Annotated in this window: 22 protein-coding genes; 11 read left to right on the top strand and 11 right to left on the bottom strand. The window is 33.5% G+C overall.

Annotated elements, in window-relative coordinates; genetic code table 11:
• Nucleotides 1-67: 67 nt before the first annotated feature.
• Together IRZ83_RS16150 and IRZ83_RS16145 are read right to left on the bottom strand one after the other, a co-directional pair.
• The gene (locus IRZ83_RS16150) at nucleotides 68-661 is read right to left on the bottom strand and encodes a lipoprotein signal peptidase (protein ID WP_194570281.1); all 594 of its coding nucleotides are present in this window, start codon (nucleotides 659-661) and stop codon (nucleotides 68-70) included.
• Between the two features lie 123 nt (nucleotides 662-784).
• Nucleotides 785-1000, bottom strand: a complete 216-nt coding sequence (locus IRZ83_RS16145) for a hypothetical protein (RefSeq protein WP_029270839.1) — start codon at nucleotides 998-1000, stop codon at nucleotides 785-787.
• 179 nt (nucleotides 1001-1179) lie between these two features.
• Between IRZ83_RS16145 and IRZ83_RS16140 the strand changes: the two genes are divergently transcribed.
• Together IRZ83_RS16140 and IRZ83_RS16135 are read left to right on the top strand one after the other, a co-directional pair.
• The gene (locus tag IRZ83_RS16140) at nucleotides 1180-1536 is read left to right on the top strand and encodes a roadblock/LC7 domain-containing protein (protein ID WP_194570279.1); all 357 of its coding nucleotides are present in this window, start codon (nucleotides 1180-1182) and stop codon (nucleotides 1534-1536) included.
• 34 nt (nucleotides 1537-1570) lie between these two features.
• The gene (locus IRZ83_RS16135; protein ID WP_029270843.1) at nucleotides 1571-1951 is read left to right on the top strand and encodes a hypothetical protein; all 381 of its coding nucleotides are present in this window, start codon (nucleotides 1571-1573) and stop codon (nucleotides 1949-1951) included.
• Between the two features lie 259 nt (nucleotides 1952-2210).
• Here the strand turns inward: IRZ83_RS16135 and IRZ83_RS16130 are convergent, their stop codons facing one another.
• The 5 genes from IRZ83_RS16130 to gdhA form a co-directional block, all read right to left on the bottom strand.
• On the bottom strand, nucleotides 2211-2591 hold the full coding sequence (locus tag IRZ83_RS16130; RefSeq protein WP_057115206.1) for a TraR/DksA family transcriptional regulator: 381 nt from the start codon (nucleotides 2589-2591) through the stop codon (nucleotides 2211-2213).
• 11 nt (nucleotides 2592-2602) lie between these two features.
• Complete coding sequence (gene ileS, locus IRZ83_RS16125) at nucleotides 2603-6004, bottom strand: isoleucine--tRNA ligase (protein ID WP_194570277.1); 3402 nt, start codon at nucleotides 6002-6004, stop codon at nucleotides 2603-2605.
• 130 nt (nucleotides 6005-6134) lie between these two features.
• Entirely contained in the window at nucleotides 6135-6848 is a 714-nt protein-coding gene (recO, locus tag IRZ83_RS16120) for a DNA repair protein RecO (protein ID WP_194570275.1), read from the bottom strand.
• 92 nt (nucleotides 6849-6940) lie between these two features.
• Nucleotides 6941-9223 carry a T9SS type A sorting domain-containing protein gene (locus IRZ83_RS16115; RefSeq protein WP_194570273.1) on the bottom strand — a complete coding sequence of 761 codons (2283 nt, stop codon included), beginning with the start codon at nucleotides 9221-9223 and terminating at the stop codon, nucleotides 6941-6943.
• A gap of 127 nt (nucleotides 9224-9350) precedes the next feature.
• On the bottom strand, nucleotides 9351-10694 hold the full coding sequence (gene gdhA / locus IRZ83_RS16110) for an NADP-specific glutamate dehydrogenase (RefSeq protein WP_029270852.1): 1344 nt from the start codon (nucleotides 10692-10694) through the stop codon (nucleotides 9351-9353).
• A gap of 325 nt (nucleotides 10695-11019) precedes the next feature.
• Here gdhA and IRZ83_RS16105 point away from each other — a divergent pair, with 325 nt between their 5' ends.
• The gene (locus tag IRZ83_RS16105) at nucleotides 11020-11811 is read left to right on the top strand and encodes a THC0290_0291 family protein (RefSeq protein WP_029270854.1); all 792 of its coding nucleotides are present in this window, start codon (nucleotides 11020-11022) and stop codon (nucleotides 11809-11811) included.
• A gap of 88 nt (nucleotides 11812-11899) precedes the next feature.
• On the opposite strand, the gene IRZ83_RS16100 is transcribed toward IRZ83_RS16105, so the two are convergent.
• A complete protein-coding gene (locus tag IRZ83_RS16100) occupies nucleotides 11900-13042 on the bottom strand; it encodes a cystathionine gamma-synthase (RefSeq protein ID WP_194570270.1) in 1143 nt (380 codons plus the stop codon).
• 104 nt (nucleotides 13043-13146) lie between these two features.
• Between IRZ83_RS16100 and IRZ83_RS16095 the strand changes: the two genes are divergently transcribed.
• The gene (locus IRZ83_RS16095; protein ID WP_194570268.1) at nucleotides 13147-13890 is read left to right on the top strand and encodes a DUF3298 and DUF4163 domain-containing protein; all 744 of its coding nucleotides are present in this window, start codon (nucleotides 13147-13149) and stop codon (nucleotides 13888-13890) included.
• 38 nt (nucleotides 13891-13928) lie between these two features.
• Here the strand turns inward: IRZ83_RS16095 and IRZ83_RS16090 are convergent, their stop codons facing one another.
• The 3 genes from IRZ83_RS16090 to IRZ83_RS16080 all read right to left on the bottom strand — a co-directional run bounded on the left by IRZ83_RS16090 (nucleotide 13929) and on the right by IRZ83_RS16080 (nucleotide 17011).
• Nucleotides 13929-15068, bottom strand: coding sequence for an ATP-binding protein (locus IRZ83_RS16090; RefSeq protein WP_029270858.1), 1140 nt, complete (start codon nucleotides 15066-15068; stop codon nucleotides 13929-13931).
• Between the two features lie 124 nt (nucleotides 15069-15192).
• Nucleotides 15193-15945 (bottom strand): SDR family NAD(P)-dependent oxidoreductase, encoded by a 753-nt coding sequence (locus tag IRZ83_RS16085; RefSeq protein WP_029270860.1) that lies wholly within the window; start codon nucleotides 15943-15945, stop codon nucleotides 15193-15195.
• A 190-nt stretch (nucleotides 15946-16135) separates the two neighbouring features.
• On the bottom strand, nucleotides 16136-17011 hold the full coding sequence (locus IRZ83_RS16080; RefSeq protein ID WP_194570266.1) for an aldo/keto reductase family oxidoreductase: 876 nt from the start codon (nucleotides 17009-17011) through the stop codon (nucleotides 16136-16138).
• A gap of 223 nt (nucleotides 17012-17234) precedes the next feature.
• Between IRZ83_RS16080 and IRZ83_RS16075 the strand changes: the two genes are divergently transcribed.
• From IRZ83_RS16075 to IRZ83_RS16045, 7 genes are all read left to right on the top strand, one after another.
• Nucleotides 17235-18239, top strand: coding sequence for an AAA family ATPase (locus tag IRZ83_RS16075; protein ID WP_007807095.1), 1005 nt, complete (start codon nucleotides 17235-17237; stop codon nucleotides 18237-18239).
• A gap of 80 nt (nucleotides 18240-18319) precedes the next feature.
• Nucleotides 18320-19183 (top strand): DUF58 domain-containing protein, encoded by an 864-nt coding sequence (locus IRZ83_RS16070; RefSeq protein WP_029270865.1) that lies wholly within the window; start codon nucleotides 18320-18322, stop codon nucleotides 19181-19183.
• Nucleotides 19184-19339: 156 nt separating this feature from the next.
• A complete protein-coding gene (locus IRZ83_RS16065) occupies nucleotides 19340-20974 on the top strand; it encodes a hypothetical protein (protein ID WP_194570263.1) in 1635 nt (544 codons plus the stop codon).
• Complete coding sequence (locus tag IRZ83_RS16060; protein WP_029270869.1) at nucleotides 20974-21975, top strand: vWA domain-containing protein; 1002 nt, start codon at nucleotides 20974-20976, stop codon at nucleotides 21973-21975. The genes IRZ83_RS16065 and IRZ83_RS16060 overlap by 1 nt, the downstream gene beginning before the upstream one ends.
• A 74-nt stretch (nucleotides 21976-22049) precedes the next feature.
• Nucleotides 22050-23084 carry a VWA domain-containing protein gene (locus IRZ83_RS16055; RefSeq protein WP_029270871.1) on the top strand — a complete coding sequence of 345 codons (1035 nt, stop codon included), beginning with the start codon at nucleotides 22050-22052 and terminating at the stop codon, nucleotides 23082-23084.
• A 42-nt stretch (nucleotides 23085-23126) separates the two neighbouring features.
• The gene (locus IRZ83_RS16050; RefSeq protein ID WP_194570261.1) at nucleotides 23127-23897 is read left to right on the top strand and encodes a tetratricopeptide repeat protein; all 771 of its coding nucleotides are present in this window, start codon (nucleotides 23127-23129) and stop codon (nucleotides 23895-23897) included.
• A 107-nt stretch (nucleotides 23898-24004) separates the two neighbouring features.
• Nucleotides 24005-25753: a BatD family protein gene (locus IRZ83_RS16045; RefSeq protein WP_194570259.1), complete on the top strand. Its 1749-nt coding sequence runs from the start codon at nucleotides 24005-24007 to the stop codon at nucleotides 25751-25753.
• Nucleotides 25754-25794 lie beyond the last annotated feature (41 nt).

Raw genomic sequence — 25794 nt, 5'->3', positions numbered from 1 at the left:
CCAATATCTGCACGCAATGAATGCTTCAAATATTGGAATTTGGAATTTTAATATTTTAAAAATTATTTTATTTGTGGAAGGCTTTTTTATTGAAAACCAACAGTATCCCAACGCCAGTAGAAATAGCCATGTCAGCAACATTAAAAATAGCATTGAAGAAGGCAAAATGTTTTCCTCCAAAAATCGGAAGCCAAGCTGGCAAATTCCCTTCCCAAATAGGAAAATAAAACATATCTACAACTAAACCATGAAACCAAGTTCCATAAGGATTTGGAGAAAAAATTGTCGCTAAGTTATGCGTACTGTCATCGAAAATCACTCCGTAGAAAACAGAATCTAAAATATTTCCCGCCGCGCCAGCAAATATTAAAGCGATTGCAACGATTAAATAATTAGAATGACGTTTTTTGATTGCATCAGCTAACCAATATCCGATTCCGAATACTGCGAAGATTCTAAAAACGGTCAAAATCAATTTTCCGTACTCTCCAGGAATTTTTGTTCCCCAAGCCATTCCTTCATTTTCTATAAAATGAATTCTAAACCAATCGAAAACAACCACTTCTTCACCAAGAATGAAGTTTGTTTTTACGTAAATTTTAGAAAGCTGATCGACAATTAAAACTAGAAATATTAGGAAATACGCTTTTCGTAATGACATTTTATATTTTTTTGATGCGCAAAAATAGCAATTTAATCAAAAAAAACGCTCCCTAAGGAGCGTTAATTCTTTTACAATAAAACTAAATGGTTTAAGGCTGCATTTCTACAGCTAAAACAAAGCCTACTTTTTAGCCTCTGTTTTAGCTGGAGTTTTAGGACTATCAGCAAAAAAACCAGAAATAGATTTAAGCAAACCCTTGCTCTCTTTTCCAGCATTTGCCTTTTTAGCTTCGCTCTTTTTAATGTCCGATTTTAATTTCAAACGCATTTTCTCAAATTCCTTCATTCTAGTCTCTACGTCTGAGTTCACTTCTTTGAATTTCAACACTTTAGCCATGGTGTAAGTTTTTTATAGTAAAAAATTAAAATTATTAACAATTCGACATTACAATGATACATAATTTAATTTATATTTGTTAACAAAAATTAACACTTGTTTAGCAAAAAACACAATAATACAGATAAGTCAAGCGAAAGAATGAAATTATTTTAACAATTCTCCCAAATCTTACAAATATGAATGAAATCAACACTACTCTAAATGATTTTCTAGTTACTACAAAATCTAACGCCGCATTAATTTTAAATGGCAAAGGAAAATTAATCACATCATTACACTTAGATTACGGAGACAGCGTTGCTGCAATGAGCGCAGCGATTTTATCTATGAGCGAAAAATTTTTAATCGATTTAGACAAAGGAGCATTAAAGCAGCTTTTCTTAAAAACCTCTGAAGGAGTTGTCATCGGAAACAAAATCAGCGGTACAAATTTTCTAATTGCATTTTCTAAAGACGGAAGCAATCTCGGATTATTAATGCGCTCAACTGATGAAGTTGCTTCAGAATTAAGTAAAAATTCCCTATTAAAATAACATAAATCTATTAACCCAACAAACCCACTGAATTATGAGTAATGATTTTTTAAACGTGTTTTTAAATGAAATGAAAACCAACGTAAACGGCTTTATAGCTGTGGCAGTAACTGAAATCGAGTCTGGACTAAGTTTTGGAAACTTAACAATTGACCCTTCTTTTGATCCGGAACTTGCAGCAGCTTACAACCTAGAAGTGGTAAAGGCAAAACTAAGTGCCGTTAAAGCCTTAAACCTAAACCAAGAAATCGAAGATATTTTGATTACGCTTACGAATCAAATTCATATTATCGACATCTCACCAAACAAAAAATTCATGATTTATCTTGCTGCAGATGCCAGCAAAGCAAATTTAGGAATGACAAGAGCTGTTTTGAGAAAACACAAATTAGATTTAGAGAAAAATTTGGCTTAATATTTACTCTTTGTTTTAATTAGAACTGTCTTGATTACGACAGTTCTAATTAGAATATATTCTCAAAACATACTTTAAGTACTTCATTTTATTATTCCTACAAAAAACGCAATACCTTTCTTTGCTTTATTTTGATTAATTATAAACAATTTCTCTCAAAACAAAAAAAGATAAGCCAACTCAACTCCGATCAAACATTAAACAAAAAAAAACGCCCCTAAAAGGAGCGCTTTGTTTTATCAATTTAAAAATTGAAATATTATCGTTGCAAGTTTTTGGCTTCGATACTCATTGTAGCATGAGGAACAATTTTAAGCCTTTCTTTGCTGATTAATTTGCCAGTTACTTTGCAAATACCATACGTTTTATTTTCAACACGGAATAATGCGTTTTTTAGATCGCGAATAAACTTTTCTTGTCTGATAGCCAACTGTGAGTTCGCTTCTTTCGACATTGTTTCACTTCCTTCTTCAAAAGCTTTGAAAGTTGGAGATGTATCGTCTGTTCCGTTATTTAAGTCGTTCATATAAGCACTCTTAATTAAATCAAGATCTGCTTGCGCTTTTTGTATTTTTGCTTGGATTATTTCTTTGAACTCCGCCAAATCAGCGTCAGAGTATCTTGTAATTTCATCTATCATGGTATTTATAATTATTTTGAAATTAATATCATTGTTTTAATATCATCAAACTCAATTTCTGTGCCGTTTTCTAAAGCATCTACAAAAACCAAGTCGTCTGTTAATGTTTCAGACTTAATATAACCTTCATTTTTTGAAACGGCTTCTTCTAAATTACCGTCTCTTTTTATTTGTACTTTAATCTTATCAGTAACTTCAAATCCTGAATCTTTACGGATATTCTGAATTCTGTTTACTAATTCTCTCGCGATACCTTCATTTTTTAATTCTTCAGATATTGTTATGTCAAGCGCGACTGTAATTCCGTTTGAATTAGCAACCAGCCATCCTTCAATATCCTGCGATGTTATTTCGACGTCTTCTAATGATAAAGTTACATTATTTCCAGAAATAACAATATCCAGCGTTCCCTGCTTATCTAACTGATTGATCTGATCAGCAGAAAAACCTTGTATTTCCTTAGAAATCAAGCCCATATCCTTTCCAAAACGTGGCCCTAGTGCCTTGAAATTAGGCTTAATCTGCTTCACTAAAATACCAGAAGCATCGTCTAAAAGCTCGATTTCTTTTACGTTTACCTCAGCTTTTACCAAGTCAGAAATTGCCTCGATTTCAGCACGCTGATTCTCGTCAAGTACTGGAATCATTACCTTTTGCAGAGGCTGGCGTACTTTAATCATCTCTTTTTTACGCAGTGATAAAACCAAAGACGAGATGGTTTGCGCCTTCTGCATTTTGCTTTCCAACGTTTTATTAACAAAGTTTTCGACAAATTTTGGGAATTCAGCCAAGTGAACACTAGCAAAATCCTCAGTTCCCGTCGAAGCTGTTAAATCTCTGTACAATTTATCCATGAAAAAAGGAGCGACCGGAGCGCTTAATTTGCTGATTGTTAACAAGCAAGTATAAAGCGTTTGGTAAGCTGCAATTTTATCTTTAGCATATTCACCTTTCCAGAAACGACGACGGCATAAACGAACGTACCAGTTACTTAAGTTTTCCTGAACGAAGTCAGAAATTGCTCTTGTAGCTTTTGTCGGCTCGTAATCTTCATAACATTCATCAACAAATTTGATTAAAGTATGAAGTTCAGAAATAATCCATTGATCGATTTCTGGTCTTTCGTTTAACGGAATTTCCGCTTCAGCGTATTTAAATCCATCGATATTCGCATATAACGAGAAGAAAGAATATGTATTATAAAGTGTCCCGAAGAATTTACGACGAACCTCAGCAATACCTTCAATATCAAACTTTAAGTTATCCCAAGGATTTGCATTTGAGATCATGTACCAGCGTGTGGCATCAGGACCATATTCTGCAATTGTTTCAAAAGGATCTGTCGCGTTTCCTAAACGTTTCGACATTTTTTGTCCGTTTTTATCCAAAACCAAACCATTCGAAACTACATTTTTATACGCTACTTTATCAAAAACTAAAGTTCCGATAGCATGTAAAGTATAAAACCACCCACGAGTTTGATCTACACCTTCGGCAATAAAATCCGCTGGGAAATCTTTATTCTCGTCAATTTTGTCTTTGTTTTCAAAAGGATAATGCCATTGTGCATAAGGCATTGCTCCAGAATCGAACCAAACGTCAATTAAATCGCTTTCGCGTTTCATTGGCTGGCCTGAAGCCGAAACCAATGTAATTTGATCGACTACATTTTTATGCAAATCGATTAAATCATAGTTTGACTCAGCCATGTTTCCGATTTCAAAACCTTTAAACGGATTTTCTTTTTGAAAACCGGCTTCAATAGATTTCTCAATCGCATTGTACAATTCTTCAACAGAACCAATAAGAACTTCTTCTTTTTTGTCTTCAGTTCTCCAAATTGGCAACGGAATACCCCAATATCTAGAACGAGATAAGTTCCAGTCGTTGGCATTTTTCAGCCAATTTCCAAAACGTCCTTCACCAGTAGACTTAGGCTTCCAATTGATAGTTTCGTTCAGGTCGAACATTCTATCTTTTACATCGGTTACTTTAATGAACCAAGAGTCTAGTGGATAATATAATAAGGGTTCATCAGTTCTCCAGCTGTGTGGATAACTATGTACGTATTTTTCAACTTTAAAAGCTTTATTTTCTTCTTTTAAACGAATAGCGATTTCAACATCAACAGAACGCTCTGGCGCCTGACCCGCATGGTAATATTCGTTTTTTACATATTTACCTGCTAGATCACCTACATGCGAAGTAAATTTTCCTTGTAAATCTACTAAAGGAACCGGTGTGCCGTTTTCGTCTAAAACCAACATTGGTGGAATTTCAGGCTTAGCTTCTTTTGAAACTTTAGCATCATCAGCACCAAAAGTTGGAGCCGTGTGTACAATTCCTGTTCCGTCTTCTGTCGTTACGAAATCTCCGGCAATTACTCTAAATGCATTTTCTGCATTTTGATATGGCAATGTGTACTGTAATAATTGCTCGTATCTTATTTCAACCAAATCAGCACCTTTAGCATCTGCCAAAATTTTGTACGGAAGTTGCTTGTCACCATTTTTTACTTTATCAAAATCAGCATCATCTTCGCTAGCAAAAAACCCTTTTCCGAATTGTTTTCCAACTAAATTCTTAGCTAAAATTACATTTACAGGTTCAAAAGTATATTGATTAAACGTTTTTACTAAGACATAATCGATTTTTGGTCCAACGGTTAAAGCTGTGTTTGATGGCAATGTCCACGGAGTAGTCGTCCACGCTAAAATGTGGATATCTCCAAAACCTTGTAGAAAGCTCGGAAGCGTTTCCGGTAAAGTTTTAAACTGTGCTACAATCGTAGTATCTGTAACATCACGATAAGCTCCAGGCTGATTTACTTCGTGAGAAGATAATCCAGTTCCTGCTTTTGGAGAGTATGGCTGAATTGTGTATCCTTTGTACAACAAGCCTTTATCATAGATTTGTTTTAAAAGCCACCAAACAGATTCCATGTATTTTGGTTTATAAGTCACATACGGATCTTCCATATCTACCCAATACCCCATTTTTTCGGTCAAGTCATTCCATACGTCAGTATAACGCATAACGGTTTTTTTACACGCTTCGTTATATTCTTCGATAGAAATCGTTTTACCAATATCTTCTTTTGTAATTCCAAGTTCTTTTTCGGTACCCAATTCTACAGGCAATCCGTGAGTATCCCATCCAGCTTTTCTTTTTACCTGAAAACCTTTTTGAGTTTTATATCTGCAAAAAATATCTTTAATCGCACGCGCCATCACGTGGTGAATTCCTGGTAATCCGTTTGCTGAAGGCGGACCTTCAAAAAATACGTAAGGCTCAGCACCTTCGCGAGTTGTTACACTCTTTTCAAATATATTTTCTTTCTTCCAAAAATCAAGAACTTCTGACGCTACCGTTGGCAAGTCAAGTCCTTTGTATTCAGTAAATTTTGTGCTCATTTTATCCTTTTCTTAAACGAGGTGCGAAAGTAAGGAATTTTGAGGAAAATAGATAAAAGATGACAGAAAAAAGAGCTTAGTCAGGAAATTTCAGGTATATTCCGCAAAAAAAATCGCTCATTTTATAAATCTAGGAGAAAACTTCTTTTAAAACCTCTAAAGATTTCGGTTTTTTGAATCCATCCAAATGAAAACTATAATAGTCAATCAGGATTTTTAGCAGCATTTGTCTTTCCATAACATGAAATATTTTTTGATCATTATCGAATTTCAAATCAATAAGTTTTTTGAACAAATTAGTTTCATGTTCTGTCAAACAACCCAAACCATGAAAAAGGGTAAAAACACCATTATTCATTTCAAAATAAGGCAAATCGATTTCAGAAGTATCAGGATAGAAGCCTAAATATTTAGTTGCTTCTAAAAGCAAAATCAAATGAAAATTAGAAATTTCATCATGATGATCCAGCCATGTTAATGCTGTTTCTAAAAAGACAAAAAGCGATTCGTTTTTTTCTTCTTCCTGAATAGAATAATGAAGCATTTCAGATAAAAACATGACCATTGTACTTTTTACAAGATCGGTATGAATAGTTTGAAAAGGAACTGCCGTTTTTATTTCTTTAAAATTTTCTAAAGTGCCTTTATTTTTATGTACGGCTTCGATCTCAAGAATTGACAAAGGCTGAAAATAAGCAATTTTTTGACTTGCTTTTCGACTCGAAAAAGCATCACGCACAAAATAAGACTTCAAGCCGTTAGAAAGCGTAAAACATTTTACTATCAAACTTTTTTCCTGAAATTTTAATGCCGAAATTACTATTGCTTTGGTTTTGATTAACAACTTTTTGTTTTTAGATTTTAGACTTCTTAGACATTAGATATCTTAGATTATTAGAATTCCCTAGTAAACTCTTTTAGATATTATTAAAAAAATTATCTAATTATCATAACTTTCTTAACTTTAGTTTCTCCACCGTCTTGGGCAGAAATAAAAATTATGTAAACTCCTGAAGCTACTTTATACCTTCCAAAAGCAGTAGTATCCCATTCAATTGTGCCGCCTTCTGAAATGGTTTCGTAAACCAAATTCCCTTCAATATCTGTAATTTTAATATTGGCTTTATCAATTAATCCGGCTACTTTTACGGTTCCTGAATACGTTGGGCGAACAGGATTTGGGTAAACGTACACATTATTCAAATCTTCATTTGCATCTGTTGCAATCCCGCCAAAAGAAATCATTCCTTTATTTGTGGCGATAAAAACTTCTCCTGTTGCGCTGTTAATTTTAATATCGTTTATAACATTGCTTGGCAAAGGCGAATTGCTGATCGTAAAATGATATTTTGTTTCCTGTCCATTTGGTGAAACCATAAAAACTCCTGCATCTGCAGTGCCTATCCATTTATTGTTGGCACCGTCTACTGCAATTGAAGTAATGAATTGCTCATAAAGCAATTCTTGAGCAAGATTGTCTTCTGTAATAATAATTGCATTTGCTTTTAATTGACTGTCATTCTGAAAACTTCCCACATTTGACAAAACCCGCAATCCTTTTGTTGTACCTATCCAAAGTTGATTTTTAGTATCAATCGCTATTGCTCTTACGTCAGCAATTGGCAAATTTCCAGCATCAGCTCCAAAAGTGATTTTTTTGAATGTATTTGTAGTTTCGTTAAATCCAACTACACCATCACGATTTGTAGCGATCCATTTTACGCTGTTTTTATCTACAAGAATACTCGCATAACTTGAGGCTTCTGCATCATCAATAATACTTGTCATCGAATAGCTTCCCCATTGACCATTCGATTTTAAAACTTTCAAGCCGTTTTTAATTCGGCTATTTGTTATCCAAAGATTTCCTGTTTTATCAAAGGCAGTTCCGTTTATGCGTACATCAATATAATTTGGCCCTTCGGTTGTTAAAGTTTCAAGACTGCTATTTTTTTCATTATATAAAATAGTGGGAATATCGTTCTCTATTTTTAATAATCCAGAGAAAAATGAGCTTGCATAAACTTGTTTTTCATTACTTGGGTTAATAATTATTTTAGTTATTGACTTTGCATCATAAACTTCTGAATATGGGATATTTAACCAATTCTTGTTGCTAAATTTACTTATACCATAACTATCTAAGTCATAAGGATTGTAATACGTATCGTAATCTCCGTACACACTCCAAAGCGAATTAGGCGTTACATCGAGTGAAAAAATATTATTTCTTGAAGGACCTGCCGGCGTAGTATTTTCAAAAGCTGCAGTTCCAGAAAGTATTGATGAAAATAATCCTTTTTCTTTTGTTCCGATGAAAATTAAATTCCCAACAGCAGTTGCACAAGTAAAATTTATGGTATTATCTAAAACTTGAGTATTAGATATTTGACGAATCAAAACCATTTGATTGTTATAGACTAAAACGGAGTTTGCAGTAGTAATAAACAAATTATGATTTTTTGCACGCAAATCAACCGAAGATTGTGGAAGCTGTAAAAACCCAGCAAATGCATTTGAATTAAATCGATGTACATATCCAGTCGAATTGATTGCAATTAGTTCTGTATCCAAAGTTTCTACGCTTGACCAATCTCCCGGATTAATAACTGACCATTGATTAAAATCGATCAAATTTGAATTTGTGCTGTCTGCTCTTCGAATACCGCTTGAAGTTGCGGCATAAATAAATCCATTAAAAAAAGCGGTTTGCTTAACACTGATCTCAGCTCCATTATCTCCTATAAAATAAGTGTCGCCAAATTGCGATGTCGTTAAATTAAACTGAACAATTCCAAAATCACACGAAACATACAGCAAGCCGTTATATTCCATGAAATGATTAATTTTCTTAAGGTTTGCAGCTAATTTCTTGTTGATTATATCTACTTTATTCAACATACTTCCGTCTGCTTCATTGATCACGATCATTAAGCCGTTTTCATAACCAACAATAGTTTTTTTGAAAGTTTCGCTGTAGTAAACCGCAGAAATAGTCTGGCCCGAAAGACCATCAATTGTAGTGGTTGTTTTTACAATGTTGTCGGCAGTATTTTTAGAAAACAAAGCATTTTCTGAGGCTGTATAAACCGCTGTTGAAGATTCTGAAATATCTTTTATTTCATTAAACGAAAAATAACCTTCCCATGACAATTTATTCTGAGAGAAACTAAATTGAAACAGCATTAAAAATAAAATATACAGAAACCTTCTCTCCATTATTAATATATTCAGATACACAAATATAATACAAACCGGAGTATTTGATTTTTGTTCTCTGATAAATAAAAATGCCTTCGATTCATCTTAAAGACGAATGAAGGCATTTTTTTTACTGTAATTAAATTTACACTACACCTTGAGCAAGCATAGCATCGGCAACTTTTACAAATCCTGCAATGTTAGCTCCTTTTACATAGTTTACATAGCCATCTTCGCCAGCTCCATATTTTTTACATTGGTTATGAATTCCAACCATAATATCTTTTAATCTTAAATCTACTTCTTCACTTGTCCAGTTAAGACGAATAGAGTTTTGTGTCATTTCTAATCCAGATGCAGCAACTCCACCAGCATTTGCAGCTTTACCAGGAGCAAAAAGCACTTTATTATCTAAGAATAATTTGATGGCATCTAAAGTTGACGGCATATTTGCAGCTTCAGTTACACACAAAACACCATTATCAATAAGTTTTTTAGCATCATCGCCATTCAATTCGTTTTGAGTAGCACACGGAATAGCAATATCAACCTTTACTTCCCAAGGACTTTTTCCTTTGTGGAAAACAGCGTTTGGATATTTATTAATGTAAAGTTCTGCTCTGTTATCTCCAGTTGCTCTCATTTCGACCATATGATCAATTTTTTCTCCAGAAATTCCTTCTTCATCATAAATATAACCATCAGGACCAGAAATAGTAACTACTTTTCCTCCAAGTTCATTTATTTTTAAGGCAACTCCCCAAGCTACATTTCCAAAACCTGAAATGGCCACTCGTTTCCCTTTAATGTCATGACCAATAGTACGAAGCATTTGATCTGTAAAATATACAACGCCATAACCTGTAGCTTCTGGTCTGATTAATGAACCACCGTAAGCAAGACCTTTTCCGGTTAAAACTCCTGTAAATTCATTTCTAATTCTTTTATATTGACCGAATAAGTAACCAATTTCTCTGGCGCCAACACCAATATCTCCAGCAGGAACGTCTAAATCTGGACCAATATGACGACATAATTCAGTCATAAATGATTGACAGAAACGCATAATTTCGCCATCAGATTTTCCTTCAGGATCAAAATCAGAACCTCCCTTTCCTCCACCCATTGGAAGTGTTGTCAAACTATTTTTAAAAACCTGTTCGAAAGCCAAGAATTTTAAAACAGATAAATTTACCGTGTGATGAAATCTAATTCCTCCTTTATATGGACCGATCGCTGAATTCATTTGAATTCTGAAACCTCTGTTAACGATTATTTCTCCTTTATCGTCAACCCACGGAACTCTAAAAATTATAGATCTTTCTGGTTCAGCTATTCTAAGAAGTAAATTTTTACCATCGTATTTTTTTCGTTCAGCGATAAATGGAATTACCGTTTCTGCAAATTCTCTAACGGCTTGAAGAAATTCTGGCTCGTTTGGATTTTTTGACTCAACAAGAGTCATAAATTCATTTATTTTTTGTTCCATTTTTAAAATAAATTATTCAAATAATAGTTTTATACTTAATCAATTAAAGTACGAAAACAGATTTAAAGAAAACGTTTTCGTTATAACACGCAAAGATAAATCAAATTGATCATGATTTGTTATTTTTTTTTGTTTTTGAAAGAGAATTGTGTAATTTCTAAACAAAAATAAAAATACAATTTTACACTTACGAATTTACATCAAATTACCCTAGTTAAAGTCAGAAAATTAAGTGTTTTGCTACTAATTTTTTAATAGAAGTATTTTATATTTTGATTAGACTATGTTTTTTATATATTTGCCAAGATTTGAAAGCCCAAATAACATGTCTAAACACCTATTTATCACACTATTTGCCTTTTTTGGCATCTCGACGATAGCCACCGCACAATCAGACCTCGCACAAGAAGTAGGAATAATATTCGGTCCCGTAACTTTTCAATCCGATTATGGACAAAGACACAATTTCGATACAAATGTTGGAAACACCGGATTTGGGGTAGGAATTGTTCACTTTATAAACTTCTCTGCAAATAATAATCGTGAAAGTTTTTTCACAGAACATTTCAAAGTTAGATCAGAATTATCATTTAATACAACCAAACTGAACCATTTTGGAGAATGGGTTGAAAAAAAACCTCCAACTTTAGCTGTAGAACAGCTTAAAGCAATGCATGGTACTTCAAGTGTATTAAGTATTGGATCACAATTAGAATTTTCGCCAATAAAAATACATGATTTTGAGAATAGCGTTGGGAGTATTAGTCCATACGCAAGCTTAGGTTTTTTAATTAGCTATTATTCTACAAAAGTAAGCTCAGATCTTGGCCCTTTAGGAATTCCTGAAACTACTTATGGTAAATATTTAACTCCTTCAGATGGTCATCAATATGGTTTTTCTAGCGAAAATGGTGTAGTTTTAGCTGCAACAGCTGGTTTAGGCATACATTATAAACTAACAACAATGAGCGACTTAATGGTTGAAGGCCGTTTTCAGATGTTCAGTTCAGACTGGGTTGACGGGTTAAATCCGAATAAAGACATTTACAAAGAAAACAAAAACAACGACTGGCAAGTTTGGTTTAATGTTGGATACATTTACTACTTAGAATTCTAATTATAAGGAAATTCCAAAATAAAAAAAATTCCAAATTCCAATATTAATTATTTTGGAATTTGGGATTTTTTATTTCTAAAAATTTATTTTAAGCCAAAGCCTGTTCTATATCAGCAATTAAATCCTCTGCATCTTCAATACCAACACTTAGCCGAACTAAATCATCAGTAATTCCAACCTCAGCTCTTTTATCTGCTGGAATAGAAGCGTGTGTCATCAAAGCTGGATGATTTGCTAATGATTCAACTCCACCTAAAGATTCTGCTAAAGTAAATACTTTCAATTTCTCTAAAAATGCAATAGAATCTTCTTTTTTACCTGATTTAAAAGTAAAAGAAACCATGCCACCATAAGCTTTCATTTGTTTTTTAGCAATTTCATGAAACGGATGACTTTCTAATCCAGGATAATAAACGGTATTAATTTTTGGATGTTTCGTTAAATATTTAACTACTTTTTCTCCGTTTTCGCAGTGTCTTTGAACTCTTAAAGAAAGCGTTTTAATTCCTCTCAAAACCAAAAAACTATCCATTGGGCCTAATGTTGCACCAGTTGCAAATTGCTGAAAATGCAATTGTTCGCCTAAAGCTTCGTCTTTTACAATTAATGCTCCAGCAATAACATCAGAGTGTCCGCCTAAATATTTTGTTGCTGAGTGCATTACAATATCAGCACCTAAATCTAAAGGTTTTTGCAAATATGGAGTTGCAAAAGTATTATCGACAGCAAATAAAATTTTGTTGGCTTTTGTAATTTTAGCTACTTCTTGAATATCAGCTAATTTCATTAATGGGTTAGTTGGTGTTTCGACCCATACCAATTTTGTATTTTCATTGATTAAAGATTTCAATTTTTCGATATCCGTCATATCTACGAAATGAAATTTAATTCCTGAATCTTTATAAATTCGCGTAAACATTCTATAAGTCCCTCCGTATAAATCATCCATAGCAATGATTTCGTCACCAGCTTTAAACGACCTTAAAATACAGTCAGTCGCAGCTAAACCAGATGAAAAAGCCAATCCGCGTGTACCATTTTCAATACTTGCCAAAGCATTTTCTAAGGCCGTACGAGTTGGATTTGATGCTCGGCTGTATTCATAATCTGCCAAAGGTTTTCCCGGACTTGTTTGTATAAATGTTGAAGTTTGATACACCGGAGGCATAACAGCACCAGTACTTGGATCATGATGCTGACCACCATGTATTACTTTAGTATTGAATTTCATATAGTTACAAATTTTAAATGCTTAATTCTTGCACAAATTTACCGTTAATTTATTTTAATCCTGAATCAACTTCTTACCTTTGTATATAATTAACACTTTTTGATATGAAACATTATACATTTTTAGTCTTTCTGTGTTTGATTTTTACGAGTTGCAATAAAGAGCTTTCCTTTGAAAATGAAACGTTTGAAGAAAAATCTAAAATTCCATGTAAAAGCGATTGCCCAAAAATTACTATTGAAATCCCAATTGCAAAAAACATTAAAATTCCGGCAGACTCGATTAATAAAAAGGTTTTTTCTGTAGTAAAAGAAATAGTTTATTTTGGAGAAGATCCAGCAAAAACTAACGATTATAAATCTTTAGCAAAATCTTTTATTGCTTCTTATGAGGAAATGCATAAAAAATTCCCAAGCGAAACTTTTGGCTGGGAAGGAAAGATTATTGGAAATGTTGAATTTGAATCAGATCAAATTATAAACATCAAAATTGATCATTATACTTTTACCGGAGGCGCACACGGATATCAAGGTTTCCGATCGTTATTATTTAATCCAAAAACAGGAAAAACCATTTTTAACGATCAATTGTTTAAAAACGAAAAAGATTTTAAGGCTTTCGCCGAAAAAAAATTCAGAACAAAATATAAAATACCAGCAAGTGCTAACATTAATGCCACGGGTTTGATGTTCGAAAATGATAAATTTCAGTTGCCACAGAATATTTTTTACACTTCTGAAGGCTTGCTTCTTTATTATAATTCATACGAAGCCGCTTCTTATGCTGACGGTCCAAAAGAAATTTTATTTCCCTATAATGACATAAATAAATATTTGAATTTTCAATAAAAATCAGCATCTCAGAATCTTAGCTTCTTAGACCTTTCTTACTGAACATCATACTTCATTTTTCGTAAAATTCGAAGTGCTTCTTTAAACGATAAATAAATTTGCCCATAAGGTTTTAAAAGTAATTTAGCATCGATGAGTTTTTGTTTGGCATCTTCAAAACCATTCAAATAGCAAATCATAAAAGTCGATGGAAGGTTTTCTAAATCTTTTAATTCGCGCTCAGATAAAACAATTCCTTTTTGCAGTTTTTGAAGCAAAGCCATATTCGAGTTGTAAATATGATAGAGCATTTTTCGGTTGAATTCTGGAGGCAGAAAAAGCATTTCACGGTCAATTTTATAATAACCGTTATCAAAAAAGTGAATCGTTTGTTTTTCTAAAGGATAATAACTTGTTTTATCGTTCAAGCCAAGCGGAACATATTCGGTTATTGTAAAACTATCGTCATCAAAAACAATCGTTACCACATCTTGCGCCGAATAGAAAAGTTTAATTTGTTCATTGATAAGCTCAATATCTACGCGGGAAAGAAAGGTTTTATCACGCGATTTTTTAGGAACTCCAGCCCAGCAAATCACAAATAATTCTTTAAAAACATGATATTTTGGCGACATGTCTTTGTGGCGAAAATTCATAAAATCGATTACGCCGTCTAGTGTATATTGAATACTGTTTCGAGAACTGTTTTCGATTCCAATTACCGTTTCAGTATTTTGGAAATTTTTCTCTATTTCGCCTTCAACCGGAATCGAATTACTCCCTCGTCTTACAAAAACGCTGTTGGCGAGAATGGTATGAATTCCTTTTTTGAAATACGAGATTTTACTTTTAGGTTTAATGGTAACCAGCCCAATTACTTTATCTTTTGGAAGATTTGGAAATGGTACATTCTCGTATTGAATTTTAGGCGGATTTTCTAAGAAAGCATTCACCAGATTCTGAATTCGGCTGTCATCAAAAAAATCATCGCCTACAATTTCATTATCTTGATCTTCAACCCCAACAACGATATAAGAATTATTGGTTGGATTTGAATTTGACAACGCGCAAATATGCTTCAGAAACTTTCCTTTTCCCTCGCGTGAGTGCAGATTCAACTGCCTTTTTTTGTCATAAAAACTGCTCTCATCATTATGAGCGAGCAAATTTTTTATTAAAAGGCGTTTGTTGATCATTATTTTAGACTTCTTAGATTTTTAGATTTTAGACTTCTTAGACTTTAGACCTCAGATATTAGACTTCTTAGATATTGATTTTCATCTGCAGTCTAAGTTAGTCTAAAAATCTAAGAAGTCTAAGTTAGTCTCTCTTAACAATAGTTGCCGATGCCTGCGCTGTTGGATAGACTATTAGATCTGCAATATTTACATGATATTTTCTTGAAACTACAAAATGAATTATATCTGCAATATCTTCAGCCTGCAATGCATCTAAACCTTTATATACATTCGAAGCTCTATCTGCATCGCCTTTAAAACGAACTTCACTAAACTCGGTTTCGACCATTCCTGGATGAATTGCTCCAACTCGAATTCCGTACGGATTCAAATCCATTCGCATTCCGTTGTTGATTGCATCTACTGCGTGTTTTGAAGCGCAGTAAACATTTCCATTCGGATACACTTCTTTTCCAGCTATCGAACCAATATTGATAATATGTCCCGACTTTCTTTCAATCATTTGCGGCATAATTGCTTTTGAAACATATAAAAGTCCTTTTACATTAATATCAATCATAGCATCCCAATCATCTGTGTTTCCAGTCTGAATCGGATCTAAACCATGCGCGTTTCCTGCATTGTTAATTAAAACATCAATAGTTGAAAATGCTGCTGGCAAAGAATTAATAGTTGAAAAAACAGCTTCTTTGTCACGAACATCAAAAGAAAGAGAATATACTTCTGTAAAAGCAGAAAGTTCTTTTTCCAACGCCTCTAAACGATCTTTACGTCTTCCGCAAAGAATAACTTTATAGTCGTTTTTTGCCATTATTTGTGCGGTTGCTTTTCCAATTCCGCTTGTAGCTCCAGTAATTAAAACTGTTTTTTTCATTGTAATATTTTGTATTTTTTGCCACAGATTAAAATGATTGATTCTTTATCTGTAATCTGAAAAATCTTCAAAAGTAATTTTTCACGCAGATCCTGCAGATTTTTAATCGGTGAAAATCATTTTAACCTGTGGCTAATTTTTTTTATGATAAGTTTTGCTGAATAGTAAAAACTTCTACTAAACGCTAAAATTAAGCCACATCGTCGCCCATACTTTCAGTCCAGATGGCAAACCAGTCTTCTTTATCCATTTCTAATTCAACAGCTTTCATCAAAGATTGAATTCTGGCAACATTTACAGTTCCTGCAATCGGAATTACTTTTGCTGGATGTTTTAAAATCCACGAAAGCAATAATGTATCAGAACCAAAACCATATTTTTTAACCAAATCTGAAAGCAATTTTTTCAAACGGCGTGTTTGTTTGGTATCTTCTCTAAAAACCGTTCCAAGCGGATTCCATGATAAAGGGCGGATTCCGTGCGTTTGCATATAATCTAAACTTCCGTCAACCATTGCTTCATAATGTGTTGCGGAAAATTGTACCTGATTAAAACTAACTTCGGTTTTCTGGCGAATCAATTCGGTTTGTGAATTTGTAAAATTCGAAAGACCAAAATCGATAATTTTCCCTTCTGATTTTAATTTTTCGACCGCTTCCGCAATTTCATCAGCCTGCATCAGCGGACTTGGTCTGTGCAATAAAAACACATCAACATAATCTGTTTTTAAATTTTTAAGAGATTCTTCAACAGACCAAATAATATAATCTTTAGAATAATCGTAATATTTGATTTTATTCTGTGGACGTTTTTCAGCAATCATCTGAATACCGCACTTAGTAATTAATTGTAATTTTTCGCGCGAAATTTTGCTGTTTTCAAATGCTTTTCCGAAATCTGCTTCTGTAGTATATGATCCGTAAATGTCTGCGTGATCAAAAGTGGTAATTTTGTTTTCGATACAAATTTGTATCAGATTTTCCATTTCTTTTGGCGTCAAGTTTTTGTCCCAAACACCCCAATTCATAGTACCCGAAATTATGGGCGATAATGTTGTTTTACTCATGGTTACATTGCGTTATTTTTGGTAATAAATATGCTTTTGTAAAGCATAATCACCAAAGTTCTTAAAAATATAAAAATAGATTCACAATTAGTCCTTAAAATTAGGTCATTGGTCGAAGTTTTAACCATTCTTTAACATTGTACTTCTCAAAAAATATTCAATTTGCACTCTCAAAAGTAAGGCATAAAAATCAAGGTTTTAAAAAGGTTTTAAAAATATTTATATGGAAGAAAATACAACGACTTTAGACATTAGAGCGATAAATGAAAAAATTGAGAGAGAAAGTGCTTTTATAGACCTTCTTACAATGGAAATGAACAAAGTTATTGTGGGCCAGAAACATATGGTCGAGCGTTTATTAATCGGGCTTTTGGGACAAGGACATATTTTATTAGAAGGTGTTCCTGGTTTGGCCAAAACTTTAGCGATAAATACTTTGTCGCAAGCGGTACAAGGATCTTTCAGCCGTATTCAGTTTACTCCTGACTTATTACCTGCCGATGTTGTCGGAACGATGATTTACAACATTAAAGCAAACGAGTTCTCTATTAAAAAAGGTCCAATTTTTGCTAATTTCGTACTTGCCGATGAGATCAACCGTGCGCCAGCAAAAGTTCAGTCTGCACTTTTAGAGGCGATGCAGGAAAAACAAGTTACTATTGGCGACACAACTTTCAAACTTGATCGTCCGTTTTTAGTTCTTGCAACTCAAAACCCTGTTGAGCAAGAAGGAACGTACCAGCTTCCTGAAGCACAAGTTGACCGTTTTATGCTTAAAACCGTAATTGACTATCCAAAAATTGACGAAGAGCGTTTTGTGATTCGCCAAAACTTAAAAGGAAGTTACGAAAAAGTAAATCCTGTAGTTTCTGTAGAACAAATTTTGCGTGCGCAAGAAGCTGTTCGTGAAGTTTACATGGATGAAAAAATCGAAAAATACATCTTAGATATCATCTTTGCTACTCGTTATCCAGAGAAGTACAAATTAGCCGACCTAAAACCTCTTATCAGTTTTGGAGCATCTCCGCGTGGAAGTATCAATTTAGCTAATGCAGCTAAATGTTACGCTTTCATTAAACGTCGCGGATATGTAATTCCAGAAGATGTTCGCGCAGTTGTACATGATGTTTTACGTCACAGAGTGGGAATAACATATGAAGCTGAAGCTGAAAACATTACTTCTGTAGACATTATCAACAAAATCGTAAACGAGATTGAAGTACCTTAAAAATTTGTTTCAAGTTTCAGGTTTCAGGTTGCCGCAAAGCACACTTGAAAGCTTTAAACTTTAAACTTTAAACAAATAAAATGGATACAAAAGAGCTTTTAAAAAAAGTACGGAAAATAGAAATCAAAACCAAAAGACTGAGCAATCATATCTTTTCGGGAGAATACCACTCTTCATTTAAAGGACGCGGAATGACTTTTAGCGAGGTCCGTCAATACCAATATGGCGATGATATTCGTAACATCGATTGGAATGTAACCGCACGCTACAACGAAGCCCACGTAAAAGTTTTTGAAGAAGAACGCGAATTAACAATGATGTTAATGGTCGATATTTCGGGTTCTGAGGGTTTTGGTTCAAAAAGTCAGTTTAAAAAGGACATCGTCACCGAAATTGCGGCAACGATGGCTTTCTCGGCTACACAAAACAATGACAAAATTGGTTTAATATTATTTTCTGATAATGTCGAATTGTATATTCCACCAAAAAAAGGCCGTTCGCATGTTTTAAGAATTATTCGTGAATTAATCGAATTTGAACCAAAAAGCAATAAAACGGATATTTCTCAAGCCTTGAAGTTTTTATCAGGAACGCAAAAAAAGAAAGCAATCGTTTTTGTGATTTCAGATTTTATGTCTGAAAATTACGAGCAGACATTGAAAATTGCTTCTAAAAAACATGATATTACAGGTGTTCGCGTATATGATGTACGTGAAGAAAAAATCCCAAATCTAGGAATGGTAACCATGCTCGATGCTGAAACAGGGAAAATTCAATTGGTTGATACCGGATCAAAAACGGTGCGAATGAATTACGAAAAACATTATCACGACAGGGTAAATTATTTCAAAGATATTTTCAGTAAATCTGGCGCAGGCGTTGTAAACACAAGAGTTGATGAAAATTATGTCACCAAATTACTGGGTTATTTTAAATCACGATAAATATAATTTTAGATTGCAGATTTTAGATTTAGATTTTTTCAAATTTAATAATTTATGATTTCTGCATTGCACAAATAAAAAATCCGCTTAAATCCGTGTTATCCGCGTACCATCTTTAAGCATTCGTTTTAGACTAAAATCTAAATCAAAAATCAAATGAAATTAAAATTTTACATATTTTTATTTTTACTTACTTCCGCTGTTTTTGCACAACAAAAGCAAGTGGAAACCAGTATTGATACCACTAAAAATAAAATTGGAGCCGAGTTTAAGCTAACGCTAAAAACAGTGGTAAGTTCTAAATCGAAAGTTGTTTTTCCTAAACTAAAAACTATTGGCCCTTTAGAAGTAATTCAATCTTATCCGATTGATACCGTTAAAAAAGACGGAAATTATGAACTGATTAAAAAATATGGATTAACACAATTTGATTCTGGAAGATATACAATTCCAAGCATCAAAATTTTAATTGATAAAAAACCTTATTTATCTGATTCTATTCGTGTTGAAGTTGCTAATGTAAAAGTAGACACGATGCAGCAAAAAATGTATGACATCAAAGATATTTCTACTGTTGAAAGTGGGATTGGAGATTGGTGGAAATATGTCTTGGCTATTGTTATTATATTAGGAATTGGCGCATTTGTATATTGGTTCGTTAAAAAACGTCAACATAAAAAAATTGAAGAGGAAGTTTATAAAACACCAATCGAAAAAGCGACAAGTTTACTAAATAATCTGGAGCAAAAAGAACTTGTTCAAAAAGGTGAAATTAAAGAATATTATAGCGAACTGACAGATATTGCACGTAATTACATTGAAGAAGCTATTCATATTCCAGCAATGGAAAGCACTACTTCTGAACTAATTCTGGCAATAAGAACGGCTTCGACTAAAAAGAAAATGACTTTGACGCCTGAAACTGTAGAGAATTTAGAGCGTGTTTTACGTCAGGCCGATTTAGTAAAATTTGCAAAATCTAAACCGCTGGATTTTGAAATTACTGAAGATCGAAATAAAATTCAAAGAGTAATTCTAACACTTGACAATGCAATTCCAACCGAAGTGTCGGCGGATGAAGAAGATCAACTGTTGAATGAAGCTCAGAAACAAAAACAGATTCAGCTTCAATTACGAAAAAAACGCAATAAACGCATTGCTATTGCAGTGGGAACAGTTGTCTTTTTATTGGCAGCAACAACTACCTTTTTTATTGTCACTAAAGGTTTTAATTACGTAAAAGATAATATTATTGGCCATCCGTCTAAAGAATTGTTAGAAGGCGAATGGGTAAAAAGTGAATACGGAAATCCTGGTATTTTAATTGAAACTCCAAAAGTTTTAAAACGAATGGATACTCAAAAAGTACTGCCTAAAGAAGCCATGGCTTTGATCAAAGAAATGCAGCTTTTCGGGTACGGAAGTATGATTGATAATTTCTATATCGCGGTTTCGACCAGTAAATTTAAAAATCCTACAGATATTGATTTAGCAAAAGCTTTAGAAGGTTATCTAAAAGTAATTGAAGCTCAAGGCGGACAAAATATCATTGTAAAACAAGAAGATTATCAAACGAATCAAGGTATTCAAGGATTAAAAGGATATGGAACCATGAGCATATTAAATCCTACTACTAAAACGAGCACAAAAGCATACTATGAAATACTGCTCTTTAAACAAGAACAAGGATTACAGCAAATCGTGATTTTACATGAAGAAGGAGACACTTATGCAAATGACATTACAACACGAATTTTAAATTCTGTTGAACTTAAAAAAGCGAACAACTAATGGGAAAGATAACTTTTTTGAATCCAGAGTTTTTTTGGCTGTTTCTTTTAATTCCAGTTGCAATTGCTTGGTTCTTTTGGAAACGCAACCAACAATCGGCTACTTTAAAAATGAGTTCGACAGCAGGTTTTAAAAACAGCGAATCGCTTTTAACAAAATTAAAACCTTGCTTGTATATTTTTAGAATTCTTGCTTTATGTTCCTTGATTATTGCTTTGGCAAGACCAAGAACAGTAGACATCAGCAATCAAACTAAAACTACTAAAGGAATTGATATTGTAATGGCAATAGACGTTTCCGGAAGTATGCTGGCAAAAGATTTAAAGCCAAACCGTATGGAAGCTTTAAAAAGAGTTGCTGGAGATTTCGTAACTGAACGACCTAATGACCGAATTGGATTGGTTTTATATGCATCTGAAGCGTATACAAAAACTCCGGTTACAAGTGACAAGGCTATTATTTTAGAAGCTATAAAAGGAATTAAATATGATACTGCCTTACAGGACGGAACTGGAATTGGAATGGGTTTGGCAACTGCTGTAAACCGTTTGAAAGACAGTAAGGCAAAAAGCAGAATTATTATTTTACTTACTGATGGTGTAAATAATGCTGGATTTATCGAACCAGAAACTGCTGCTGATATTGCGAAACAATACGGGATAAAAGTGTACACAATTGGACTTGGAAGCAACGGAATGGCAGAATCTCCATATGCATATGCACCAAATGGCGGATTTTTATTTAAAATGCAAAAAGTTGAAATCGACGAGCAATTAATGAAAAGCATTGCCCGCAAAACAGATGGAACTTATTTTAGAGCGACGAGCAACGATAAATTAGCTGAAATATATAACTCGATCAATAAATTAGAAACAACTGAAATTCAAGAATTGAAGTTCTACGATTATGACGAAAAATACAGAACATTTGCCTTAATTGCTGTCTTTTTGCTATTGTTGGAAGTTGGTTTACGAAACACGGTTTATAGAAGCTTTATTTAATATTTTAGTCGCAGTCTCGGTTTTCAGTTTACAGCTGAAAACTGCGGCAGGAAACTGAAAACTAGAATTAAAAAATGGAATTAGACGAAAAAAAATATTTATACCTTTTATTCTTACTGCCAATTGTGGTGTGTATTTTTCTTTTCAATATGTATTGGAAAAGGAAAAAACAACGCGAATTTGGCGATTTAGAAATGGTTAAAAAACTGAGTCCAGAAAGATCTGTTTTTAAACCTGTGCTGAAACTATCAGTATTGCTTTTAGCGCTTGCCTGCTTAATTATAGGGTTAGTGAATCCGAAAATCGGGACTAAAATGGAAACTGTAAAGCGTGAAGGTATTGACATTGTTTTTGCAGTCGACGTTTCTAAAAGTATGCTGGCCGAAGATGTGGCACCAAGCCGTTTAGAAAAAAGCAAGCAATTGGTTTCGCAAATCATTAATAATTTAGGAAGTGACAGAATTGGTATCGTGGCCTACGCAGGAAGCGCCTTTCCGGTTTTGCCAATTACTACAGATTATAGTGTTGCCAAAATGTTTTTACAAAGTATGAGTCCAGATATGGTTTCTTCTCAAGGAACTTCGCTGGATGAAGCAATTAAATTATCATCGACTTATTTCGATGAAAAGAGCAAAACAAGCAAATTGCTGATTTTGATTTCGGATGGAGAAGATCATTCTGAAGGAGCTTCTGCTGCAGCGGAAGAAGCCAATAAATTGGGAATGAAAATTATAACAATTGGTATTGGAACTGAAAAAGGAGGAACTATACCGCTAAAAGTAAACGGGAGAGTCGAAAGTTTTCAGAGAGATAACAATAATGAAGTTGTAATTACAAAGCTAAATCAAGAAGGTTTAAAAACGATTGCAAAAGCTACAAAAGGCGGTTACGTTTATGGTGGAAGTACAAAAGAGGTTTTAGAATATGTAAAAAATGCTTTGAATAATATTCAAAAAACCGAATTTGAAGCAACACAAATGGCAGAATTTCAATCACAGTTTCAGTGGTTTATTGGTTTTGCTTTTCTATTATTATTCTTAGATATTTTCCTTTTGGAAAGAAAAACAAATTGGATAAAAGAGTTGAATTTATTTAACGAAAAGAAATAATTGATCCGTTTAAATTCGGAACAAAAAACATAAAAAATTAGAATGAAAAATTTACTTCTTTATATTTTACTAACGTTTTCTTTAGCTGTTTCGGCTCAAGAGAAAGACAAGACATTGCCTGATGCGAATGAAGAATATAAGCAGAATAAATTTGTAGACGCTGAAGCCAATTATAGAATTTCGCAGTCAAAATTTCCTAAAAAAGCAGTAGCTTCTTATAATTTGGGAAATACAATTTATAAGCAAAATCAAGTTTCTGAAGCTAAATTCGCATATGCGAAAGCGATAAAAAATGCTAAAACAAGGCCTGAAAAACATAAAGCATTCCACAATTTAGGAAATGTTTTAATGAAAGAGAAAGATTATACGCAGGCAGTTGAAGCTTATAAAGAAGCGTTACGAAATGACCCTACAGACGATGAAACGCGGTATAACTATGCTCTGGCCAAACAAAAACTAAAAGAAAATCCTCCGAAAAACGATAAAAATAAAGACAAGAATAAGGATAAGGACAAAGACAAGGATAAAAATAAAGATAAAGACAAAGACAAAGATAAAAATAAGGACAAGGATAAAGATAAGAAGGACGATAAAGGCGATAAAGACAAAGATAAAAAAGACGGCAAAAACGATCCAAAAAAAGATGATAAATCAGACAATAACGGACAGCCAAAACCGCAGCCTGGAGGAATCTCAAAAGAACGTGTTCAGAATTTATTAGATGCGGTTAACAACGAAGAAAAGAAAATTCAGGATAAAGTTAACGCTCAAAAAGTAAAAGGAAGTCCTAGAAAAACAGAAAAAGACTGGTAGATTTTTAGGTTTATTCGTTTAACTGTTTATTCGAATAAACAATAAAACTGTAAAAAAACCGATTAAACAAATAACAATTAAACAGTTAAACAAAACTGAAAAATTAAATGAAAAGATATTTAATTCTATTACTATTCACTTTTCAAGGACTTATGGCTCAAGTTCAATTTGAAGCCAGAGTAAGCAAAAATACGCTTGGATTAAACGAAAGACTTCGCGTTGACTTCATTATGAATGTTGATGGAGACAATTTCGAACAGCCTGCATTTGATGGCTTTAGAGTTGTTGCAGGTCCTAGCCAGCAAATAAGTCAGTCTTGGGTAAATGGCAGAAGTTCTTTTCAAAAGATATACTCTTACATTTTACAGCCCGACAGAAAAGGGACAATCAATATCAAACAGGCAGCGATCGAATTTAATGGACAAGTTTACAAAACTTCTCCATTAAAAATTGTTGTTACAAATGCCGTTGCGCAAGAAAGAGACCCGAATGACAGACCTCAGGGATCAGGAAGCGAAACATTGAATCTGGTTGCAGAAATATCTAAAACGAATCCTTATTTAAATGAACCCATTACGGTAGTTTATAAATTGTATTTCAACAATATCGGCGTTACTGGTTTTAAAGAATTGGCAAAACCGAAATATAATGATTTCTGGAATCAAAACATCGACATCAAACAATTGGCAATAGAAGAAGGAACCTATCAAGGCCAAAGATGTTATTATGTCATCTTGAAAAAGACTATTCTATATCCTCAAAAATCAGGAAAATTAACGATTGAACCGCTTTCATTAGATATTGGCGTGCAATTGCCAACAAATCGCCGTGATATGTTTGGTCAAATGATTTTAACGGATGATAACAAAATTGTTTCGGCTGGAGCTAAAACCATTAATGTTAGGCCGCTTCCTGAAAGCAATAAACCCGAAGGTTTTAGTGGCGCTGTTGGTAAATTTAACTTTACAGTTACACCATCAAAAACAAGTTTGAAAAATGGTGAAAGTTTAGATTTAGTTGTAAGCGCATCAGGAGCTGGAAACATGAAATTATTTACGTTGCCAAAACCAGTTGTGCCAAATGCCTTAGAAATGTACGATCCTGTTCATGACGAAAAGGTAACAACTTCATTGGCTGGAATGTCTGGAAAGATTTCGGATAAATACACTATTATTCCGCAATACAAAGGAAAATACGTCATTAAACCTATGCAGTTTTCGTATTTCGATTTGAGTACAGGTTCTTATAAAACTATAACCTCTCAAGAAATTACAGTTGACGTTTTAGACGGACCAATGCAAACCGAAGCGAGCAACTCTGCTAATGCTTCTAAAAATGTCATTACAAAAACAGAACAATTCAAATACATTAAGCCAAAAACAACTTTGGTTTCGATAGCTAAAAAAGATTTTTACAGCTCAGATTTGTATTTTATATTGATATTCCTTCCGTTTGTTATTTTGCCGATCATAGTTTTGGCTAAAAAGAAAAAAGAAGCGATTGACGGTGACGTTGCCGGAAACCGAATTAAAATGAACAACAAACTGGCGAAGAAATATTTATCTGAAGCCAAAAAACAGCTTAATAACAAAGAGCCATTTTATATTGCTTTAGAAAAAGCAATGCACAATTTCTTGAAAGCAAAACTGCATATTGAAACCTCAGAAATGAGCAAAGACAATATTCGTGAATTGTTATTGTCAAGAAAAGCAAACCCAGAAACGGTACAGAACTTTATTATTTTGACAGAAAACTGTGAATTTGCGCGTTATGCTCCGGCTTCAAGCGCTTCGATTCAGCAAGATTATGACAAGGCTGTTTTGATTATTTCGGAACTTGAAAAACAAATGGTTTAGTTTTAATCGCAAAGTTAGAAATGTTATTACACCTCTACAAA

The organism is Flavobacterium sp. JLP (genome assembly GCF_015350755.1).
Taxonomy (GTDB): Bacteria; Bacteroidota; Bacteroidia; order Flavobacteriales; family Flavobacteriaceae; genus Flavobacterium.
The sequence above is the reverse complement of the archived record's forward strand: the minus strand, read 5'-3'. Positions and strand labels throughout refer to the sequence as shown.

Coding starts and splice junctions, on each gene's coding strand:
- IRZ83_RS16060 (WP_029270869.1), top strand. CDS start 20,974: ATGGGAAAGATAACTTTTTTGAATCCAGAGTTTTTTTGGCTGTTTCTT.
- IRZ83_RS16140 (WP_194570279.1), top strand. CDS start 1,180: ATGAATGAAATCAACACTACTCTAAATGATTTTCTAGTTACTACAAAA.
- IRZ83_RS16115 (WP_194570273.1), bottom strand. CDS start 9,223: ATGGAGAGAAGGTTTCTGTATATTTTATTTTTAATGCTGTTTCAATTT.
- IRZ83_RS16085 (WP_029270860.1), bottom strand. CDS start 15,945: ATGAAAAAAACAGTTTTAATTACTGGAGCTACAAGCGGAATTGGAAAA.
- IRZ83_RS16150 (WP_194570281.1), bottom strand. CDS start 661: ATGTCATTACGAAAAGCGTATTTCCTAATATTTCTAGTTTTAATTGTC.
- IRZ83_RS16065 (WP_194570263.1), top strand. CDS start 19,340: ATGAAATTAAAATTTTACATATTTTTATTTTTACTTACTTCCGCTGTT.
- IRZ83_RS16055 (WP_029270871.1), top strand. CDS start 22,050: ATGGAATTAGACGAAAAAAAATATTTATACCTTTTATTCTTACTGCCA.
- IRZ83_RS16050 (WP_194570261.1), top strand. CDS start 23,127: ATGAAAAATTTACTTCTTTATATTTTACTAACGTTTTCTTTAGCTGTT.
- IRZ83_RS16045 (WP_194570259.1), top strand. CDS start 24,005: ATGAAAAGATATTTAATTCTATTACTATTCACTTTTCAAGGACTTATG.
- IRZ83_RS16080 (WP_194570266.1), bottom strand. CDS start 17,011: ATGAGTAAAACAACATTATCGCCCATAATTTCGGGTACTATGAATTGG.
- IRZ83_RS16100 (WP_194570270.1), bottom strand. CDS start 13,042: ATGAAATTCAATACTAAAGTAATACATGGTGGTCAGCATCATGATCCA.
- IRZ83_RS16070 (WP_029270865.1), top strand. CDS start 18,320: ATGGATACAAAAGAGCTTTTAAAAAAAGTACGGAAAATAGAAATCAAA.
- gdhA (WP_029270852.1), bottom strand. CDS start 10,694: ATGGAACAAAAAATAAATGAATTTATGACTCTTGTTGAGTCAAAAAAT.
- IRZ83_RS16090 (WP_029270858.1), bottom strand. CDS start 15,068: ATGATCAACAAACGCCTTTTAATAAAAAATTTGCTCGCTCATAATGAT.
- IRZ83_RS16145 (WP_029270839.1), bottom strand. CDS start 1,000: ATGGCTAAAGTGTTGAAATTCAAAGAAGTGAACTCAGACGTAGAGACT.
- IRZ83_RS16105 (WP_029270854.1), top strand. CDS start 11,020: ATGTCTAAACACCTATTTATCACACTATTTGCCTTTTTTGGCATCTCG.
- IRZ83_RS16095 (WP_194570268.1), top strand. CDS start 13,147: ATGAAACATTATACATTTTTAGTCTTTCTGTGTTTGATTTTTACGAGT.
- IRZ83_RS16075 (WP_007807095.1), top strand. CDS start 17,235: ATGGAAGAAAATACAACGACTTTAGACATTAGAGCGATAAATGAAAAA.
- ileS (WP_194570277.1), bottom strand. CDS start 6,004: ATGAGCACAAAATTTACTGAATACAAAGGACTTGACTTGCCAACGGTA.
- IRZ83_RS16130 (WP_057115206.1), bottom strand. CDS start 2,591: ATGATAGATGAAATTACAAGATACTCTGACGCTGATTTGGCGGAGTTC.
- IRZ83_RS16135 (WP_029270843.1), top strand. CDS start 1,571: ATGAGTAATGATTTTTTAAACGTGTTTTTAAATGAAATGAAAACCAAC.